Source organism: Anaerolactibacter massiliensis (assembly GCF_900290205.1).
GTDB lineage: Bacteria > Bacillota_I > Bacilli_A > Erysipelotrichales > Erysipelotrichaceae > Bulleidia > Bulleidia intestinalis.
In genome coordinates, this window is the sequence record NZ_OLMH01000001.1 from 471,732 (window position 1) to 492,425 (window position 20,694).

Annotated in this window: 19 protein-coding genes; 17 read left to right on the forward strand and 2 right to left on the reverse strand. The window is 50.4% G+C overall.

Features of this window, described 5'->3' with window-relative positions:
* Positions 1-32 precede the first annotated feature (32 nt).
* The 11 genes from C7E00_RS02460 to rlmH all read left to right on the forward strand — a co-directional run bounded on the left by C7E00_RS02460 (position 33) and on the right by rlmH (position 10,999).
* Positions 33-407 carry a BlaI/MecI/CopY family transcriptional regulator gene (locus C7E00_RS02460; protein ID WP_105302768.1) on the forward strand — a complete coding sequence of 125 codons (375 nt, stop codon included), beginning with the start codon at positions 33-35 and terminating at the stop codon, positions 405-407.
* Positions 397-1,767 carry a M56 family metallopeptidase gene (locus C7E00_RS02465; RefSeq protein WP_105302769.1) on the forward strand — a complete coding sequence of 457 codons (1,371 nt, stop codon included), beginning with the start codon at positions 397-399 and terminating at the stop codon, positions 1,765-1,767. Before C7E00_RS02460 ends, C7E00_RS02465 begins: the two co-directional genes overlap by 11 nt.
* 89 nt (positions 1,768-1,856) lie before the next feature.
* Positions 1,857-2,261, forward strand: a complete 405-nt coding sequence (locus C7E00_RS02470) for a hypothetical protein (protein WP_105302770.1) — start codon at positions 1,857-1,859, stop codon at positions 2,259-2,261.
* Between the two features lie 164 nt (positions 2,262-2,425).
* Positions 2,426-3,373 (forward strand): DUF2232 domain-containing protein, encoded by a 948-nt coding sequence (locus C7E00_RS02475; RefSeq protein WP_105302771.1) that lies wholly within the window; start codon positions 2,426-2,428, stop codon positions 3,371-3,373.
* Positions 3,354-5,327 (forward strand): GGDEF domain-containing protein, encoded by a 1,974-nt coding sequence (locus tag C7E00_RS02480; RefSeq protein WP_105302772.1) that lies wholly within the window; start codon positions 3,354-3,356, stop codon positions 5,325-5,327. Before C7E00_RS02475 ends, C7E00_RS02480 begins: the two co-directional genes overlap by 20 nt.
* On the forward strand, positions 5,305-5,751 hold the full coding sequence (gene rplI, locus C7E00_RS02485) for a 50S ribosomal protein L9 (protein ID WP_105302773.1): 447 nt from the start codon (positions 5,305-5,307) through the stop codon (positions 5,749-5,751). Before C7E00_RS02480 ends, rplI begins: the two co-directional genes overlap by 23 nt.
* A 3-nt stretch (positions 5,752-5,754) precedes the next feature.
* Positions 5,755-7,128, forward strand: coding sequence for a replicative DNA helicase (dnaB, locus tag C7E00_RS02490; RefSeq protein ID WP_105302774.1), 1,374 nt, complete (start codon positions 5,755-5,757; stop codon positions 7,126-7,128).
* On the forward strand, positions 7,128-8,675 hold the full coding sequence (locus C7E00_RS02495) for a M23 family metallopeptidase (RefSeq protein ID WP_105302775.1): 1,548 nt from the start codon (positions 7,128-7,130) through the stop codon (positions 8,673-8,675). The genes dnaB and C7E00_RS02495 overlap by 1 nt, the downstream gene beginning before the upstream one ends.
* The gene (locus C7E00_RS02500) at positions 8,672-9,502 is read left to right on the forward strand and encodes an MBL fold metallo-hydrolase (RefSeq protein ID WP_239928519.1); all 831 of its coding nucleotides are present in this window, start codon (positions 8,672-8,674) and stop codon (positions 9,500-9,502) included. The genes C7E00_RS02495 and C7E00_RS02500 overlap by 4 nt, the downstream gene beginning before the upstream one ends.
* Complete coding sequence (locus C7E00_RS02505; protein ID WP_105302776.1) at positions 9,420-10,526, forward strand: S1C family serine protease; 1,107 nt, start codon at positions 9,420-9,422, stop codon at positions 10,524-10,526. Before C7E00_RS02500 ends, C7E00_RS02505 begins: the two co-directional genes overlap by 83 nt.
* The gene (gene rlmH, locus C7E00_RS02510; protein ID WP_105302777.1) at positions 10,523-10,999 is read left to right on the forward strand and encodes a 23S rRNA (pseudouridine(1915)-N(3))-methyltransferase RlmH; all 477 of its coding nucleotides are present in this window, start codon (positions 10,523-10,525) and stop codon (positions 10,997-10,999) included. Before C7E00_RS02505 ends, rlmH begins: the two co-directional genes overlap by 4 nt.
* 142 nt (positions 11,000-11,141) lie before the next feature.
* Here rlmH and C7E00_RS02515 read toward each other — a convergent pair whose 3' ends face one another.
* Complete coding sequence (locus tag C7E00_RS02515; protein WP_135358137.1) at positions 11,142-11,405, reverse strand: hypothetical protein; 264 nt, start codon at positions 11,403-11,405, stop codon at positions 11,142-11,144.
* A gap of 597 nt (positions 11,406-12,002) precedes the next feature.
* Positions 12,003-12,281, reverse strand: a complete 279-nt coding sequence (locus tag C7E00_RS02520; protein ID WP_105302779.1) for a chorismate mutase — start codon at positions 12,279-12,281, stop codon at positions 12,003-12,005.
* Positions 12,282-12,462: 181 nt separating this feature from the next.
* Between C7E00_RS02520 and C7E00_RS02525 the strand changes: the two genes are divergently transcribed.
* The 6 genes from C7E00_RS02525 to C7E00_RS02550 all read left to right on the forward strand — a co-directional run bounded on the left by C7E00_RS02525 (position 12,463) and on the right by C7E00_RS02550 (position 20,661).
* Entirely contained in the window at positions 12,463-13,188 is a 726-nt protein-coding gene (locus C7E00_RS02525) for a ketopantoate reductase family protein (protein WP_167836432.1), read from the forward strand.
* Between the two features lie 432 nt (positions 13,189-13,620).
* A complete protein-coding gene (locus C7E00_RS02530) occupies positions 13,621-13,887 on the forward strand; it encodes a phosphocarrier protein HPr (RefSeq protein ID WP_105302781.1) in 267 nt (88 codons plus the stop codon).
* A 71-nt stretch (positions 13,888-13,958) separates the two neighbouring features.
* Complete coding sequence (locus C7E00_RS02535) at positions 13,959-15,641, forward strand: phospho-sugar mutase (RefSeq protein ID WP_105302782.1); 1,683 nt, start codon at positions 13,959-13,961, stop codon at positions 15,639-15,641.
* A gap of 68 nt (positions 15,642-15,709) precedes the next feature.
* A complete protein-coding gene (locus C7E00_RS02540; protein WP_105302783.1) occupies positions 15,710-16,351 on the forward strand; it encodes a lysoplasmalogenase family protein in 642 nt (213 codons plus the stop codon).
* A gap of 58 nt (positions 16,352-16,409) precedes the next feature.
* Complete coding sequence (glgB, locus tag C7E00_RS02545) at positions 16,410-18,311, forward strand: 1,4-alpha-glucan branching protein GlgB (RefSeq protein WP_105302784.1); 1,902 nt, start codon at positions 16,410-16,412, stop codon at positions 18,309-18,311.
* A complete protein-coding gene (locus tag C7E00_RS02550) occupies positions 18,259-20,661 on the forward strand; it encodes a glycogen/starch/alpha-glucan phosphorylase (RefSeq protein WP_167836446.1) in 2,403 nt (800 codons plus the stop codon). The genes glgB and C7E00_RS02550 overlap by 53 nt, the downstream gene beginning before the upstream one ends.
* Positions 20,662-20,694 lie beyond the last annotated feature (33 nt).

A 20,694-nucleotide genomic window follows, 5' to 3' on the forward strand; every position in this document is an offset into this window, starting at 1 on the left:
GCTACATAAGTAAACCTTAAGGAGGCAGGTGCATGAATCATTCTTTAAGCAATGCGGAACTGAAAATTGCTGAGATTATCTGGGAAAAGCCTGGCATTTCCTCTATGGACACGGTTCGTCTGTGTGCAGAGAGGTATGGATGGAAGAAGTCGACAGTATTCACACTGATCCGCAGAATGAGCGAGAAGAAACTGCTCTTGTCTCTGGACCATTGTCTGGAGATGACGATTTCCAGGCAGAATTATCTTGATCAGATGGCTTCAGAGGTGATCAGTGATGATTTTTCCGGTTCTCTGCCGTTGTTTCTGACTTCCTTCATGCGGGCAAATACGCTTTCGGAAGCGGAAGTGAAGGAACTGAAGAAGCTGATTTCAGATTACCGGGGAGGTTCCGAACATGAAAGCTGATGTGCTTTTTCACTATATTCTCAATATGTCTGTTACCGCTTCGCTGACGATTGTTATGGTGCTGGCGGCAAGGATCCTGCTCAGGAAATCGCGCCGTTTCTGGTCCTTCTTGCTGTGGGTTCCGGTTCTGTTCCGCCTGCTGTGCCCGTTTTCCTTAAAAAGCCCGGTATCTGCAGCAGCGCTCATGCCTTCAGAAACCATGACGATTCCTTCGGGAAGCGGGAATATCTCGATGGTGAGCTATGCAGATCTTCCTGGCGGTGCGTCTGCTTCTGCAGGGGTCACACTTGTTCAGGCTGCAAGCATGATCTGGATCGTCGGCGCAGCAGCATTGCTATGCTATACCATCCTTTCCGAGGTTAGATTCATCCGGAAACTTCCGTCTGCAGGTCAGAAGAATATGGTGGAGGATCCGAGAATTCCTTCTCCGTTTCTCCATGGAATTCTGAAGCCGGTAATTTATCTGCCGGCGGGACTTAATGAGAAGGAAAAAGAAAGTGTCCTTCTTCACGAGCACTGCCATATCCGATATGGAGATCCGCTGTTCAAGCTTCTCTTCTGGCTGGCGGTAATTCTTCACTGGTTCAATCCGCTCGTATGGATAGCCTTCCGGCTGATGAACGAGGATATGGAGATCCGCTGTGATGAGTATGCCCTTCAGCATAGCGATGTTGCTCAGCCTGCCTATGCAGAACTTCTGCTCCGCTTTGCAGCAGAGAATGGAGCACCTGCTGATCATGAAAGAATCTGCTTTTCCATGGAACATTCCAGGAACCGGATTATTCATGTGCTCCAATTCGCGCGTCAGTCTGATAAGCGGGTTGCGGCTGCAGGAGCTGTGATCGCAGTGCTTTGTACGACTGCCTGTGCTTCTAATCCTTCTGCTGTGGTTCCTGCTGGAACTGCAGATATGTCTGCCTATCGGGGGATCGGAACAGGCAGGAATCAGTTCAATGAAGTGGATATCTACCAGCTGTTCGATTTCTTCGAGGAGAAGGGGACCGGTCTGATCTATATCGGCAGACCAGATCTGGAATACTGCCAGGAGACGGTTCCGGTTCTCAACCAGGTAGCGGAAGATCAGGGACTCACAGTTCTCTATCTGGATGATCAGAAGTTCATCGATTCGAATTCCTATGATTCTCATTTCATGCTGAACTGGTATCAGCTCTGCGATGAACTTGGCCCGGCGGGTGATCGGGAAAAGAGCATGATTGTAATGCCTCTGACCGCATGGGTTGAAGATGGAGAAGTAGTTCGATACGAAGATATCAATGAGGATTATTACGGGAAGAAGCTATCGGCTTCAGAAAAGCAGGCAATCTATGATTCCTACCGGAATCTGATCCTTGAATCGTGAAGAATGGATGAAGGAAGTTTTGATTTAGAGCTCAAATTGAAATACCTGAAAATGCATATTTTACTGTCAAATCATGGAGATCTTAAATTATGAAAAAAATAATCGCAGTAATCATTTCTCTATTTGCATGCATTATGACTATTACACCGATTAATGCCTCTCAACTAATATCCGAAGAGCCAGGAGAACCGGTAAAGGACACAGATTATGCAATAAGGACCATTACAGGATATACGTCGTTTTCTTTCATTGGATTGCCTAGTGTCCATACTCAAGGAATGATAGGTATTCAAGCATCTGGGACTATTACTTTAGATGCAAATAATCAAGGAGTTTCAGCAAGTATCATCATAGATTATGGGCCAAAAGAATATTATTCAGTTGCGACATCTTATTACATCAGCGGGTCACGAGTGATTGTGAATTATACTGCGACTGCGAAAGTAAGTACTTTTGATCCTCATGTTACGAGTGGCTCATTTGTGGTGAGCTAATTCAAAGGGCTCATCGGTCTGTCCGACATAACAGGTTCGGGTGTCAATACATCTGAACCTTTTCTTATGAGGTTCTGCGCACCAAATGCAGGCCTGCTTTCAGCATGTTATAATAACAGACAGTCCTGAGGTCTTTTTATCGTACGTTTGAGAGGTATCTTCTTATGAATCACAGTGTTCGGAAATTGACAGATGGAGCAATGATGATCGCGATCGTCGGCGTCTTCCTGCTGATTGACCGTCAGCTTGGCGGAGCACTCAGCAGCATGCTGATGTTCCTGCTGCCGCTGCCGATGGTATTCTATTCAGCTAAATACGGCATGAAGGACAGCTGGGCAGTTCTCGTTGCAATGGTGCTTCTTTCCTTTATCGTGAGCACGCCGGCCTCTATCTTCTACGTAGCTTCAGAGTCTTTCGTGGGCTTGCTGTATGGCTCCGGCACGAAGACACATATGCCGATGAGACGTCTGGTTCTGCTGACGATGCTGGCTGGTATTTTTATCAATATCATCGATCTGGTCGTGATCGGAGCAATGCTCGGCTATGGTCTGGCCGAGAATGTCACGGATATGCTGTCGATGGTGAATCAGCTTTTTGCACAAGCTAATGTTGCAGTTCCGGCGAATGTGGACATGACGTCTTTTGTGACGAATATCGTCTTCATCGGCACTGCGCTGACGGGGATTCTGCAGGGACTCGTAACGCATCTGCTGAGCAGGCTGATGCTGAAGAGATTAAGGTATCCGGTGGAAATGCCGAAGCCGCTCGGCTCGTATTATCCGCCGAAATGGAGCGGGTATGCTGGTCTTGCCGGATTTATGGTTTACTACTATACGCTGGTCAGGCCGGTTTCTTCGGCTGTGGTTCAGAATCTGTGCCAGGGGTTCGGGATGTGCGGCTACCTGTATCTGGTGGTCTATGGCTGCATTGCTGTAATTCTTCAGGTTTCTCTGTTTCGTCCGAAGGCAAAAGTGCTGGCGGGAATTCTGACATTCTTTCTGATTTTTTCGTTCCCGATGTTTCTTCTGATTCTCGGGTTCCTGTATATCACGACGGACTTCCATAAGCGGATGCTGGAAGGAGCTGGAATTCATGCAGAAAAAGATGAGTGATCTGAAGCGGTCCCTGATCCTGGTGGTGGTGATTCAGGCAGCCTTGCTGTTTGTCTTCCGCACAGGCCTGGAACAGGGGATCATGACCGCAACGCTGATCCTGATTCTCGAGGCAGTGCTGTTCTATTATCTGACTGACCGCTTTGAGGCAATGGCTGAAGAGCGTTCGACTGGGATCCGGGAAGTGCTTGGCAATGCCGCAAATGATGCATTCTTATTTGCCGAGACCGGAATGATCATGTATGACGATGATCATGTGATCACCTGGATGAGCGAACTGTTTGAAAAGCGCGGCATCAACCGGGTGGGAAGAAAAGTGCTTTCCTGGCTGCCAGAAGCAGAGACATTGCTGGATGGAACCTCTGACCGGATCAGCGTGCAGCTGGATGACCGGATTTATGAAATCACCCGCAAAGAAGATGAGCCAGTGCTGTTCTTCAAGGATGTGACGGATCTTTCGCATACGAAAGAATCACTGGAAGAGGGACGTACCGTCATCGGCATGGCTTCGCTGGATAACTATGAAGAGTCTACGCAGTATGAAGATGACAGCGTAGCTACCGCAATCTCGGTTGCGGTCAGAACGCCGATCACGGAATACTGCAAGGAACATGGCATTCTGGTCAAGCGGGTCAATAACTATCGCTACTTCATGGTGCTGAATGAGAAGATCTTCAGCGATCTGGCGGCTGATCATTTCAGCGTGCTGAATGCGGTCCGCAAGGCTGCGCAGAAACAGGATGTCTCCATTACGCTGTCGCTTGCCTTTGCAAGGGGAGAAGTGTCATATGAAGAACTGGATGATATGGTATCCAGGCTCATGGACCTTGCCCAGAGCAGAGGCGGAGACCAGGTAGCAGTGCAGAAGGTCGGTGAAGAAGTGAAGTACTTCGGCGGATCTTCGGAAGCAACCGAAAAGCGGAGCAAAGTCCGGGTGCGCGTGATGGCGCATACGCTGAGAGAACTGATTTCGCGTTCTTCCAATGTTATCATCTGCGGCCACAAGGTCATGGACTTTGACTGCATGGGTGCAGCAATCGGTATTTCAAGAATTGCTCAGGCCCTGCATAAGCCTTCGGTCATCATTGAGAAGACCGGCGGCGTGGAAGACAAGCTGAAGTCGGTGGTCACGAAGAATCTGGCACAGCTGGATCAGGAAGTGAAATTCGTCACGGAAAGCGAAGCACTGAATCAGCTGCAGGAGAAGACGCTGGTGGTCATGGTGGATCACCATAATGTGCAGACCTCGAATGGTGCAGCGGTGCTGGAACGGGCCAGGAGTGTAGCGGTTATCGATCATCATCGCCGCAGCACGGAAATGGGCGTGAAACCGGTTCTTGTCTATATCGAAGCCGGAGCTAGTTCGGCTTGCGAACTGATCACGGAGCTGTTCCCATATATTTCGAACCGGATTGAGATCAGCGAGCTGGATGCGAATATCATGCTTGCAGGCATGACGATTGATACCGGTCATTTCCATGTCCGCACGGGCTCAAGAACATTCGATGCGGCTTCGAATCTGAGAAGGCTCGGAGCAGATCCGCAGGAAGTAGATGAATTTCTGAAAGATACCTATGAGGAATTTTCGATCAAGGCAGCGGTGACAGCGGTCAGCGAGCGCTATGAACATGGTGTGATCATTACGCCCTACAAAGGAAGATCGCTCAGCCGCACGCTGCTTTCGCAGACGGCGGATGATCTGCTGGAAATCCAGGATGTCGATGCGGTCTTCGTGATTGCAAAAGATACGGAAGGACTGACCTGCATCAGTGCCCGTTCCAACGGGAAAGTAAATGTGCAGGTAATCATGGAAGCGATGAAGGGCGGCGGTCATATGACGGCTGCGGCAGTTCAGCGGGCGAACAGTTCGGTGGACGATATGAAGAAGGAACTGATTACAGTTCTGAATGGATATTTCAAGGAGGCACAGGATGAAGGTAATACTGAAAAGTGATGTGAAGAAGGTCGGAAAGAAAGGCGAGATTGTTGAGGTTGCAGATGGATATGCACGCAACTTTCTGATTGCCAGAGGGCTGGCAGTGCCTTCCACGGAAAAGAGCAGAGAGATTCTTGCTCAGCAGAAGGAGCAGGAAAAAGAAGAAGATGCCAGAAAGAAGGCTGAGGCTGAAGAGCTTGCGAAGAAGCTGGAAGGCACTATGCTCGAATTCAGGGTGAAAGCAAATAAGGACGGCCGGGTGTTCGGTTCTGTTTCGACAAAACAGATTGTCGAGGAACTGGCAAAGAAGGGCCTCCGGGTTGATAAGCGCAAGATTCTGGATACGTATCCGATCAGTGCGCTCGGCGTCACGAAGGTCCGGGTGGAACTGTATAAAGGCGTGATCGGAACAATCAATTGTCAGGTTAAAGGAACGGAATAACCTATGCCGATGCGGACCATGCCATCAGCTCCCGAAGCGGAAGCGAGTCTGCTCGGTACGATGATGCTATATGATCGCTCTGCTCGGGATGCGATCGAAGAAGGCTTGTCGGAAGAGGATTTCTACGTCGATGTGAATCGGCGCATTTACCATGCGGCACTGAGTCTGTACCGGGAAGGAAAGCAGGTAGACCTGACTTCAGTTTCCACGCGTCTCAAGGATACCGGGGAACTGGATACCGTGGGCGGAATCGCATATCTTGCGAATCTGACGAATGCGGCGGTCACCAGCTACAACACGAGGAGCTATGTTCAGATCATCCGGGATAAGGCGCTGACCCGCAACATGATTCTGGCCTGCCAGAAGATTGCGGAAGAAGGTCTGGAAGGTCAGACCGATGTCAATGCTTACATGGATGAGGCAGAGAAGGCGATCACGGATGTATCGCGCAATCGCCGCACGACGGAATTCAAGAGCACGCCGGAACTGATGACCGGTGTTCTGGATCAGATTCACCGGATGTCAGACAATCGTTCCGATGTGACCGGAATCCGGACCGGATTCCGGGATCTGGATCATCTGACGCATGGCTTCCAGCCGGGCGATCTGATTATTCTGGCTGCACGTCCTTCTATGGGAAAGACGGCAGTGGCATTGAATCTTGCAATGAACATTGCGGCATATCAGCCGGATCGGGCCGTGGCGATCTTTTCGCTCGAAATGAGTGCGGAATCGCTGGCAATGCGTCTCTTATCAGGGAGAAGCAGGGTTCCGGGTGACAATCTCAAGACCGGCAGACTGGATAATGATCAGTGGAACCGTGTCAATGAGGCAGCCGCCAGCCTGCGCAAGAATAAGATCTATATCGATGATACTTCGGGAATCAAGACGGCAGAGATTTTCTCAAAGTGCCGCAAGCTGCAGGCGGAACAAGGCCTGAGCATGGTGCTCATCGACTATATTCAGCTGATTACCGGTTCTTCCAATGGCCGCGGCGGTGATTTCAACCGCCAGCAGGAAGTATCGGAGATTTCGCGTCAGCTCAAGGCTCTGGCAAGAGAACTGAAAGTTCCGGTCATCGCCCTCTCACAGCTGTCCCGTTCCGTGGAAGCACGTGAAGACAAGAAGCCGCAGCTTTCCGATCTGCGTGAATCCGGAGCCATCGAGCAGGATGCCGACATTGTCATGTTGCTGTTCCGCAAGTCCTACTATGACGAAGAAGCGAAAGCACAGGCTGAAAAGACGGGAACGGAAGAACTGGAAATCAATGTGGCAAAGCATCGTAATGGTGCAACCCGCAAAGTATTCCTGATGTTCGAGCCGAATACGAATGCCCTGATGAATCTTGACCGCAGACCAGATGGAGGCGGACAGTGATGAAGCGGATTCTGCAGATTCTCGGATGTCTTGCGGCATCTATCGCAATTGTGGTCTTTCTGCCTGGGCTCATGCCTTCTGTTTCCGGGGGAAATGAGAATGCTTCTGCAGAAGAAGAGAGCATTCTTCCGCAGCGGGTTGAGAGCATCAATTCTTCTCCTTCAGAGATCTATCGGATCTACAGCAGCGGACAGCTGATCGGAGTTCTGAAGAATCGGTCGAAGCTCAATGCGCTGCTGGATTCCATTTATGAAGAAGAATATGCAGAAGAGTTTCCGGGCTCTGAAGCAGCTCTTGGAAAAGATGTGTATCTGGTCAGCGAGCAGAGCTACTTCACGTATACCGATATCGATGATGATATCTGCAATTATCTGAAGGAAAATAATCTGTTCACGCTGAAGGCGGCACAAGTGGAGTTCTCTGACAGCAACGGAATCTATGCGAAGATCTATGTGGGCAATCAGTCCATGTATGAAGCAGCCATGAATACGTATCTGTCGTATTTCATAAGTTCTTCGGATCTTGCTCTGCTCAACAGCGGCCAGTCCGTTCCGGAATTAAGAGATTACGGCAGCCGAGCAACGAGCGTGAGCATTTCCCAGACCATTACGGTCAGAGAGTCTTATGCGCCGGCTTCTGAGATTCTGAATACTGAAGCAGATATTCTGGAATACCTCGAGTACGGAAACGATACGGAAAAGGAATATTACACGGTTCAGAAGTACGATACCGTTGCCGGTGTCGGTGCAAAGAATCATGGTCTTTCGGCTACGCAGGTCATGAATATCAACCGGGACAAGATCAGCAGCACGGATCAGGTTCTCAGCGAAGGCGAGCAGCTGTGCGTCACATATTTCAATTCTCCGATTGATATTGTCGTGAATCAGGAATCCATGCGCAAGGAAGTCGTCTATTTCGAGACGGTTTACCAGGAAGATCCGGATCTCAAGGAAGGCGAGGTGGAGACCACCCAGGCTGGTTCGAATGGATCCAGAAACTCCCTGTACAGCGAGAAATGGATCAATGGAGTTCTGGTTTCCGGTTCTCTGGTTTCCTATGTGGACACGCTGCAGCCAGTGAATGAAGTCGTTTCGATCGGCACGATGCAGATTCCTGGGGTCGGTACCGGACAGTTCCGCTGGCCGGTGGACAATCCGTCAATCACCTGCCACTGGGGCTGCTACTATGGTCACAGGGCAATCGATATCCAGAATGCCTATGATCATTACGGAAATATCTATGCGGCAGACCGCGGCGTCATTTCCGAGAATTCCTACAACTCTATCAACGGCAACTACGTGATCATCAACCATAACAACGGCTACTATACGTACTATGGACATATGAATGTGCCGAGTCCGCTGGCGGTCGGAACGATTGTCGACAAGGGGGATGTGATCGGGCAGATCGGCATGACCGGTGTTGCGGCGGGACCGCATACGCATTTCTTCATCTTCTCCTTGACGCAGAATACGGATGGCACAACGACTGCAGAACGGTATGATCCATGTTCGCTCAGCAACTTCCCGAGCTGTGACGGCGTATGATGAAGTTTGCGATGCTGGCATCCGGCTCGAGAGGAAACTGCTTTCTGCTGCAGGATGAGAATACGTTTCTGATGATTGACTGCGGCACGACGAAGAAATATCTCTCCGAAGCATTTTCTGCCTCGGGGTTCTGCAGAGAAGATCTGGATGCGGTGCTGATCACGCATACGCATACGGACCATGTCTCGTGCCTGCGCATGTTTGAAGATCATCCGATCTATGCGGCTGCAGATCTTGGAGATGTTCCGTATACCCGCGTGAAGCCGATGGAGAAGTTCCCGCTGGAACATCTGACGATCCTGCCTCTGGCTCTGAGCCATGATGCGGAGGATACGGTCGGATATGTCATTGAAAGCTGGCAGGAGAAGCTGGTCTATATCACGGATACCGGATATGTGAAGGATTCATATCTGCCGCTTCTGAAAGGAGCAGACTACATCATCCTGGAAAGCAATCATGATGTGGAGATGCTCATGCATACGAGAAGACCGCAGTACCTGAAGATGAGAATTGCTTCAGATTCCGGACATCTCTGCAATGAAGACTGTGCGGCAATCCTGGATCAGATCGTGACGGAGCGCACGAAGCAGATTATCCTGGCTCATATCAGCCGCGAAGCGAATACCAGAGAGAAGGCCCTGGAAGTGAGCAGGCAGGTTCTGGAACATCATCCGAACAGAAATCCGCATCTGCTGCTGTGTGCGGCAGGACAGTATGAAGTGATCAGAGGAGGAGCATGGACCGATGAAAAAGTGGATCCTGGCAGCTGCAGCTGCGTTGTTGGCTTGGAACATCTATCTGACCGTATCAGTCAGGAATCTTTCTGAAGAAAATCAGGCTGCTTCTCCGGCAGCCACTTCGGATTCGCATGGTGCTTCCGTCGTATACAACACGACGATTGAAGGATATACGACAGATATCACGGAGACTGCGGCCTCGGTGCAGCCGATGATCGTTCAGATCACGGCCAGATCAGAAGACAGTGAGGCGGCAGACCGCATTTTTTCCGGTGTGATCTATGCAAGCTCCGACAATGAGTGCTGGATTCTGACAACGGCTGAGAATATCGCTGACGGCAATACCTATTTCGTCACATTCGACAGCGGCATCACGATCCAGGCTGATTCTGCAGTCAGCGATCCGTCCTCAGATATCGCACTTCTGCTCTGCCATCCTTCCTTTCCCACGACGGCGATCGAGATCGGCGATTCTTCGGCAGTCAAAGAAGGAGAATATGTCATCGCAGTCGGTTCTCATCCGATTGAAAACCAGAGCGGCAGCGTATCGTTCGGAGTCGTTTCCCTGCCAGGACAGGTTTTCAGGCCGGGTACCGAAGATCGTCAGCCATGGATCACAGAAGTGTTCATGACAGATGCTGAGATTGCCAGAACCGGAAGCGGCGGTCCGCTGATCAATCTGTCCGGTCAGCTGATCGGCATGGTCTCGTCTTCGATGACTTCTTCCAATTCTTCTTCCGGATTCTCTACTGCAATTACTTCTTCAGAGATTCTTTACGCTGCGAAAGAACTGCAGAAGGACGGAGCCGTTACCAGAGGATACCTCGGAGCTGATGCAGCGAATGTCAGCAGTCTGGCCCTGTATCAGAAGAGCGCATGGAACCTTTCGCTTGATCTGGTTGACGGCGTTCTGGTGACTGTCGTGGAACCCGATTCTCCGGCTGAGGAAGCAGGGATTCAGGCAGGGGATGTGATCATGAGCATCAATGAGACAGCGATCCACAGCGCTGATGATCTGAAGCAGTTTCTCTATAATTCCGCCTCTGGCGATACAGTAACCGTTTCTCTGAGCCGGCAGTCGGCTGCGGTCACGATGACTGCGACGCTGCAATGATCCGCATCATCGCATGCGGCAGAGTGAAAGACCGCTGGCTGCAGGATGGCATTGCCGAATACGCAAAGCGCATCCGTCCTTATGATCGTCTGGAACTTATCGAAGTACAGGACGAGATGGCACCGGAAAAGAACTCTGCTGCAGAAAATGAACAGGTCAAGAAGATTGAAGGACAGCGTCTTCTGAAGCAGATCCATCCGCAGGAATATGTGATCCTGCTGGATCTGGCTGGAAAAGAACTGGACTCTGTAAAACTTTCAGAGAAGATCAACCAGCTCAATACTTCCGGAAAGAGCAGAATTGACTTTGTCATCGGCGGTTCACTCGGCGTATCAGAAGAACTCATTCAGAGAGCAGATTTCCGCTGGAAGCTTTCTCCGAACACGTTCCCGCATCAGCTGTGCAGACTGATCGTGCTGGAACAGATCTACCGGAGTTTCCGCATTCTTCATCATGAACCGTATCATAAATAAGAGAAGACCGGGCATGATGCCAGCAGGCAATGCGATGCAGAGATGCATGTGATTGCCTAGATGGATCTGTGTCATCTGGTCCTTACAGCAGAAACCCTCGCAGCATCATGCGAGGGTTTCATTTAACTTCAGAAACTGGAGGTCATTCCGGAGCAGTGATTCGCTCTGCATTTTCGATGACCGCAAAGGTATCCAGAGATTCCGCTGAGGTCGAAATACGGATGGTATCACCAGTCTGAATTTCGGCAGGATACAGATTTTCTACTTCAGAAAGATTCAGTTTCATCGGCGTATCTTCGACAAGAACTGTGAGCTCCTTACCGTCCTTTGCCGTTACCGCTGCGTCAATATAGTATTGCAGCGCTCCGGCATCTGGAGAAGCAGAGGAAAATTCGGTACTCTCCATAGAAGGAGCTGCTGTCTGCGGAGAAGAAGGGGCTGATGCAGAATTCTCTGAATCGTGGCCAGAGGCAGTGCAGCCTGCGGTTACGAAACAAGGAACAGCAATCAGAAGAATGGGTTTCAGAATTATCATAGCGGCTCTCCTCTCCCATCATTGTTATGAACGACCATTCATTTAATAGCAGGATTTCTGATAAAGACCAATACCCTGCAGCAATGATCAGGAAGGCTGTCATCTTTTCATGAATCGAAGCCGCAGGATTCCTGCAGTGCGAGTGTAGGTGGTGCATAGTCTTGCTTACGGAGTATTCAGCCAGCCTGCATGCATGATGCCGGGAGCATTCAGCGTATACAGAATCAGGAAGGCAGAGCACAGAACTTTCTATTCCTGACTATCGGGAATCACCTTGGATCGCTTCGCTGCTTTCTTCTGCATTGTTTATGAGACTGACCGGTTCGATGATCACTTTCCTTATACAGCTCAGGAGGCGATGGATCTCTGGTCATGAAAGCAGAGCGTATGAGCAGATTTTTCGAGTGTTTGAAGGACGGCGGTTCAGCTGCAGAAAGCCACCCTTGTTCAAAAACAGATCTTCTCTTTTCAGCAGTCACGTTTCAGAAGATCTTTCTGATACTCCTTAGATACTTCCATGGTGTACTGATACCATTCTTCAAAGTATTTTCTGAGTCTCGGGTCTTTCAGCTTGGCAGAGTTTTTCTCGATGTTCTCTTTCTCTCTGAAGGAATCAAAGACAGGGATATTGTTTTCTGCTTTGTATTTTGCAACGTTCTCAACCGTATGCATGCGCTCTTCGAAGAGTCTGACAAGCTGGTCATCGATTTCATTGATTCTTGTACGGCTTTCCTGAAGTAAGTTCATAACTGTTTTCCTTTTTTCTCTATTATAAATACCTGTGCAGGAAAATCCTTTCGAGTTCTGCGGGAAATCAGATTATCAGGGCTGCGGTTTTCTTCTATAGTTAGATATGTCTAATTGCTTGCACGGGACATGCAGACAGAACGAGATTTCATGCAGGATCGTTCAGAAAAGCAGGATGCACATGAGAATTCCGGTTTATGGATGCGGGGTAATCGGCTCTCTGCTGGTACATGCATTATGCACTGCCGGGAATGAAGTGACGATGATCAGCCGGGGAAGATGGAAAGAGATTCTGAGTACGGATGGTCTGCATCTGAAGCATGTGCTTCAGCATAAAGAAACGATTGATCATCCCGAAGTGGCGGAACAGGTAATGGGGAATGTTTCCTGGGATCTCGTATTATCCGTGATGCAGGGATGGCAGCAGGAGGCACTGCTGGATACTCTTGCAGGAATTCATGGAAAGATGCTTGTCCTGATCGGAAATAATCCTCTCTGTCAGGAGATGGAAAAGAAGATTCATGGACTGACTCCGGAGCAGAAGGTTCTGTTTGGGTTTCAGAGTAGTGCCGGGGTCCGGGAAGAACATGCGGTAAAAATATTCCGGGCAGGAAAGACCGGCCTCACGCTTGGCTATGTGCATCAGAAGCCGGAGGAACCAGATCGGAAGATGCTGGGGCAGGCGCTTGATGGCAGTGGCTTTTGCCTGGAATGGTGCGATGATGTGCTGGGATACCTGTATACGCATGCAGCGTTTGTTCTGCCTTGCGTGTATCTCTGCTATGGGCATGGATGCGATCTGAGAAAAGTCCGGTACGCAGAGATCAGACGCGCGGTTCAGGCAGCCAGGGAGGGATACCGGCTGAGGATGAGAAGTACGATCAGAGCAGGGTATGGGCGATCGTGATGGATCTCATGCTGTATGGCATGGCGAAGACCGGAATCGGAGAATACTGCATTTCTGATCATTGCCGGAATGCAGTCGAAGAGATGGAATGGATGGATCAGTGATTCGCTGCTCTGAAAAAAGATTATCCTGATGCCAGTACCCTGGAATGGGATCGGCTTCGTCAGGAGATGCCTTCCTGGAAGACGCTGCACCAGAGATATTCCGGAAAGTAATGCATATCCTCATCTTCTATAGGTTGTGCAGAAAGAGGCCAGCAGCGGACGCCTCTGTCATAAGGAATGAACAGGTGAGAAACCGGATGTTCCATTGCCCCGGATGGAATGGTTTGCTGTTCTGGTGAGGGATGGCTAAAACACAAGTAAGCGCTTGTAGTTTGCGGACGGGTGAAGTAAAATGATCCTAGAATCGACCAGGAGGAGATAAAAAACTATGAAGCAGATATCTGTAACTGTTGTGGATCCGGTAGGACTTCACGCACGCCCTGCTACTGTTGCAGTCAACGCAGCTAGCAAGTTCAAGAGCGAAGTCAAAGTTGCTTACAAGGGACGTACCGTTAACATGAAGTCCATCATGGGCGTGATGTCACTGGGTATTCCGACGCAGTCTGAAATCACCGTCACCTGCGATGGAGATGACGAAGACGTTGCCATCAAGACGATCGAAGAAGTGCTTCGTGCTCAGAAAGTCATTGCTTGATTGACTGAAGCCGTCCGAACAGGAAGATGCCGCTGAGCATCTTCCTTTTTTAAGAAAAGGAGATAATTGCTATGTATCAGGAGGAGTATGAACGCTGGTGTTCTGCTGATCTGAAGGACATCGATCTTTCAAACGAGCTTCGTGAGATCCGCGGAGATGATAATGCAATCAAAGATCGGTTCGCTGCAGCCTTGAAGTTCGGCACTGCCGGACTGCGCGGAACACTCGGAGCCGGCACAAACAGGATGAATATCTGGGTGGTCCGCCAGGCAACGCAGGGCGTGGCAGACTGGGTGAAGACGCAGGGCGGAACGCAGACCGTTGCAATCAGCTATGATTCCCGTCTCAAGGGCTGGACGTTTGCCAGAGATGCGGCCGGGGTACTGGCGGCCAATGGCATCCATGTACGCATTTATGATGAGCTGATGCCAGTTCCGGCACTAAGCTTTGCAACGAGATATTATCACTGCAATGCCGGCATCATGATCACAGCTTCCCATAATCCTGCTCAGTATAATGGCTATAAGGCTTATGGACCGGATGGCTGCCAGATGACTGATGATGCGGCTGGCGTTGTTTATGCACAGATTCAGAAGACGGATGTGCTGACTGGGGCGAAGTATATGTCGTTCCGGGAAGGCGTCGAGAAGGGGCTGATCAGGTTCGTTCAGGATGACTGCATTCAGGCGCTCTATGAGGCAATTGAGTCCCGTCAGGTTCGCCCGGGTCTCTGCCGGACCGCCGGCCTCAAGCTGGTATATTCTCCGCTGAACGGAACCGGTCTGGTCCCGGTAACGCATGTGCTGAGAGATATCGGCATTACGGATATCACCATTGTTCCGGAGCAGGAATACCCGAATGGCTATTTCACAACCTGCCCGTATCCGAATCCGGAGATCCGCGAGGCATTGCAGAAGGGCTTGGAGCTTGCGGAAAAAACGGGAGCTGATCTGATGCTGGCAACGGATCCGGATGCGGATCGCGTAGGCATTGCGATGAAGTGCCCGGATGGTTCCTATGAGCTGGTTTCCGGCAATGAGATGGGCGTGCTGCTGCTGGATTATATCTGTGCTGGCAGAATCGAGAAGGGCACAATGCCTGAGAAGCCGGTTGCGGTGATGTCGATTGTGAGTACGCCGCTGGCGGATAAAGTGGCAGAGCATTATGGCGTAGAGCTTCGCCATACGCTGACTGGCTTCAAGTGGATCGGCGATCAGATCGCACAGCTGGAAGCTGCGGGCGAAACGGATCGCTTCATCTTCGGATTCGAAGAGAGCTATGGATATCTGGCCGGACCGTATGTCCGTGATAAAGATGCAGTAGTCGGAAGTATGCTGATCTGCGAGATGGCGGCGTATTATCGTTCGATCGGTTCTTCGATCAAGCAGCGTCTGGAAGAGATCTATCAGCAGTACGGACGCTATCTGAACAAGGTTGACAGCTATTCGTTCCCGGGTCTTTCCGGCATGGACAAGATGGCTGGCATCATGGAAGATCTGCGGAAGAATCCGCCGGCTGACTTTGCAGGGGATAAGGTCGTCCGGGCAATTGACTACGAGAAGCCGGAAGAAACCGGTCTGCCGAAGGCCAATGTGCTGACGTATCACCTGGAAGATGGGGCAACGGTAGTGGTTCGTCCTTCCGGAACGGAGCCGAAGATCAAGACTTACTTCACGACGCTCGGCAAGACGCTGGCGGAAGCTGAGGCAGAAAAGGAAAAGCTTGCAGAAGCACTGCAGCCGATTCTGAAATAGACAAGAGAGGAACTGTGTAGAGCAGTTCCTTTTTGGTACAATGAAAAGCGAGATTGGCGGGGAAAAGGATGAACAGGGCACTGGCAATGCTTGCAGGAAGCTTTTTTCTGCTGGCAGGGATTTATGACTGCTATGATTCAGAACGGAAAGGCAAGCGCAGGCTGAAACCGTTTCTGATGCCGCTTCTTACAGTGTTCTATGTATCTTCAGCAGATGAAATTTCCCTGCTGGTGACGGCTGGGCTGCTGCTGGGCGGGCTAGGCGATACGCTGCTGATTCATAAGCAGAACAAGAAAGCGCTGCTTGGCGGAACGGCAGCGTTTCTTGCCGGTCATCTCTGTTATGTGCTGCGGTTTCTGCATGATTGCAGATGGGGAATTTTCCCGGAATGGATCATTCCGGTGCTGATTGGATATGCAGGGTATGCGGCGATATTTGCACCGAGACTGCTGAAACATGTGAATAAGAGGCTGAAGCTTCCGGTCATTGCCTATATGATCGGTCTGCTCGCTATGAGCATCCTTGCGTTTCTGAGATTGAGTACCGGGGAAGATCCTGGCCGAGTTCTGGTCTGGCTGGGATCACTATGCTTTGTGGTCTCGGATACGATTCTTTCGTTTTCTATCTTTGCGAAGGGAAGCCATCGCGGAGTCATGGAAACCTATCTTGCTGCGCAGGCGCTGATCGCAATTGGCTTTCTTCATGCTTGAATTCCTGCGATATACTTGAATGTGCGGAATATCATCAGAAACGGGAGGGTGCGCAATCATGGATCAGGCACAGATCATTGAAGAATTCCATCAGGGCCGCTGCATCAGGGCATATCAGCTGTTCGGTGCGCATTTTGCCTATGAAGGAGGAGAGGGAGTACGCTTCACGGTTTATGCGCCTCATGCGCATTCAGTCAGTGTGATCGGAAGTTTCAATGACTGGGATGGGAATCGAGACCGCATGACCCGGACCGATTTCAAGGGCGTATGGTCGGTCTTCGTGAAAGGCGTGAAGGAATGGGATTCCTATAAATATCATATTGAAGACAAGAACGGACAATTTCTGGATAAGTCAGATCCGTACGCCTTCTACAGCGAGACTCCTCCGGAGACCGCTTCGAAGGTCTACAGCCTGCATGATCTCTGCTGGAGCGATCAGGAATGGATGAGGCAGAGATCAGTGAATTTCGATCGCCCGGTATCCATCTATGAAGTTTACGCCGGAGGCTGGAAAAAGAACGGGAAATACCCATATACCTATCCGATGATGCAGCAGAATCTGATTCCGTATGTGAAAGAACATGGTTTCACGCATATCGAGATGATGCCGCTGACCGAATATCCGTTCGATGGCTCCTGGGGCTATCAGGCAAGCGGCTATTTCAGCGTGACGTCCAGATATGGCAATCCGACCGAGTTCGGAGCGTTTGTCAATGCGTGCCACCAGGCTGGCATCGGCGTGATCATCGATATGGTTCCGGTCCATTTTGTCAGAGATGCCTACGGGCTCAGAAACTTTGATGGTCAGCCGCTGTATGAGTATCAGAAGCGCAGCGACGCAGAGAGCCAATGGGGTACTCTGAACTTCAATCTCTGGAATGAGGAAGTGCGTTCCTTTCTGATCAGCTCGATGATCTTCTGGTGTGAGACGTATCATGTGGATGGAATCCGCATTGATGCGGTTTCCAACATGATCTACTGGGGCGGAAACCGGGATCGGGGCGAGAATTCCGGAGCGATCGATTTCATGAAGCGCATGAATTATTACGTGAAGAAGGAATTTCCTCAGGTCATGATGATTGCGGAGGATTCTTCTGACTATCCGAAAGTGACAGCCAGCACGCTGGATGGGGGACTTGGATTTGATTATAAGTGGGATCTCGGCTGGATGAATGATACGCTGAAGTATTATTCCGAAGATCCGATCTACCGTTCTTATGATCATTCGAAGCTGACGTTCTCGATGGCTTATTTCTACAGCGAGAAGTTTCTGATGCCGCTGAGCCATGATGAGAATGTGCATGGCAAGAAGACGATCATTGACCGGATGTGGGGCAGCTATGATCAGAAGTTCTCGCAGGTGAGAAATCTTTATGCGTATATGTATGCGCATCCAGGCAAGAAGCTGAATTTCATGGGCAATGAGATTGCCAGCTTCCGGGAGTTTGATGAGAAGCGGGAGCTGGACTGGCTGCTGCTGAAGTATCCGAGACACCAGGCTTTTCAGAGATATTTCACTGATCTGAACCGGATTTATCTGGCACATTCGTGCCTGAGCAGGTATGATTATGACTACTGCGGATTCCGCTGGATTGATGCCGATGATGCGGCGCATTCGGTATTCTCGTTCTATCGCGAAGATGAAACGGAGATTCTGGTGTGCGTGCTGAATATGACGCCGGTATCTTATGAGCAATTCACGATCGGGGTTCCGCAGCAGGGATCTTATTTGGAAATTCTGAATTCCGAAAAAGACATTTATGATGGCTGCAACATGTGCAATTTCAGACCGGTAAAGTCCGGAAAGTCGGAAGACCCGAAATGGAGCAGTCAGATCACGATCCGGCTGGCGCCGTTTGCGGCGGTCTGGCTGGTTCATGAAAAGAAAAATAGAATCGAGGGGCATGATGTTTCGAAACAAGCAGGAGTTCAAGAAAGAGTTCAGCCAGAGGCTGATTGAAGCGTATGGCACGACCGTAGATCAGACGCATCCGACCGAGAAGTATCTGGTCTTAGGCGAGATGGTGCGTGACTATGCAAGTGTCAACTGGAAGGATACCAAAGTGGCGGTATCAGAGAATCAGGCCAAGCAGGTGTATTACTTCTCCATGGAGTTTCTGCTCGGCAGAATGCTGACAAGCAATCTGAGAAACCTCGGCATCTATGACATTGTCACCGAGGGACTGGAAGAACTCGGGATCGATTATGAGAACCTGGCTTCCATGGAACGGGATGCAGGACTTGGCAATGGCGGCCTGGGCAGACTGGCAGCGTGCTTCATGGACAGTGCAGCAACGGAAAACCTGCCGGTGAATGGAAACTGCATCCGCTATCAGTGCGGTCTGTTCCGTCAGAGAATTGATGATCAGGGCAACCAGGTAGAAGTTCCGGATATGTGGATGCGGATCGGCAATCCGTGGGAAGTACGCAAGCTGAAGCATTCCGTGGATGTGAAGTTCTGGGGCAATGTGGAAGTCCATGGCGATGAGAATGGCAATCTGCATTTCAATCATGTGAATGCAGAGCATATCCTCGCGGTTCCGTATGATATGCCGATGATCGGGGCAGGCACGAAGATGACGAACACGCTGCGCTTGTGGAGTGCAGAAGCAGCGGATGAGTCGCCTTCGTGGATGGACTACCGGGAATATCTTTCCGAGGTCAATCAGATCTGCCTGAATGTTTATCCGGATGATTCGACTGAAGAAGGAAAGTATCTGCGCCTGAAACAGCAGTACTTCTTTGTCAGCGCAGGCATTGACTCGATCATCAACACGCACCTGAAGCAGTATGATACGCTCGACAATCTTGGCGAGAAGGTCAGTGTGCAGCTGAATGATACGCATCCGGTTCTGGCCATTCCGGAACTGATGCGGGTGCTGATGGATGACTACGGATATTCCTGGGACAGGGCGCAGGCAATCACGATGTCGGTCATGTCCTATACCAATCACACCGTCATGAGCGAGGCACTGGAAAAGTGGCCGGTGGAATATGTGCAGAAGCTGCTGCCGAGAATCTACATGATCATCGATGAACTCAACAGCAGATACGGGCGTTTCCTGAATGAACGCTATCCGAATCGCCAGGATCTCTGGTACAGCACGCGCATCATCGACAATGGCATGATTCATATGGCCCGTCTGGCGGTCATCATGTCACATGCGGTCAATGGCGTTGCTGAGATTCATACCGGATTGCTGGAGAGCGAGCTGTTCCATGAGTATTACTCCATGTGGCCGGAGAAGTTCACGAACAAGACGAATGGAATCACGCCGCGCAGATGGATGCTTTACAGCAATCCGGAACTGAGAGAGATGCTGAAGAGCCATATCGGCAAGGGGTTCGAAACTGACTTCTCGAAGATTGAGAAGCTCATGAATCATGTCGATGAGCCGAAGCTTCAGGAAGAGTTCCTGCGCGTGAAGCAGAAGCGCAAAGAGATCCTTGCGGCCTATATTCAGAGATCGACCGGCATCATTGTGGATCCTTCTTCGATCTTCGACAGCCAGGCCAAGCGTCTGCATGCATATAAGCGTCAGCTGCTGAATATCATGCATGTCATCTATCTCTATCAGAGAATCAAGAGCGACCGTAATTTCCGGATCTATCCGCATACATTCATCTTCGCGGCCAAGGCAGCTCCTTCCTATGTGTTTGCCAAGAAGGTCATCAAGCTGATCAACTGCGTATCCAAGGTTGTCAACAGCGATCCGGACGTCAACGGCATGCTGAAGGTGGTATTCCTTCCGAACTACAGCGTTTCGATGAGCGAGGTGCTGATGAATGGCTCAGATGTCAGCGAGCAGATCAGCACAGCGGGCAAGGAAGCCAGCGGCACAGGCAATATGAAGTTCATGATGAATGGTGCAATCACGCTCGGCACCCTGGATGGTGCAACCGTTGAGATCGATCGTCTGGTCGGGCGTGAGAATGATGTGATCTTCGGAATGACGGTAGAGGAAATCGAGAGCTTCCGTCAGACCTACCGGGCAATGGATTATGTCAATGGCGATGAGCGGATCCGGAAGGTTCTGAATACGTTCATCGACGGAACCTGGAATGGCGACCGGGATGATTTCCGGACGATCTATGACGAGCTGCTCATGAAGAATGATGAGTACTTCGTCCTGGCAGATTTTGATTCTTATGTACAGGCACAGGAACAGATCTCTGCCCGCTATCAGGACCGCCATGCCTGGGCAAGAAGCTGCCTGATCAATATTGCGAAGTCCGGCTACTTCTCCAGTGACCGCACGATCTGCCAGTATGCGGATGAAATCTGGAATGTGAAGCCGCTGAAATTCTGATTGCCTAAGCGTATAAATGCATTTATGATAGGA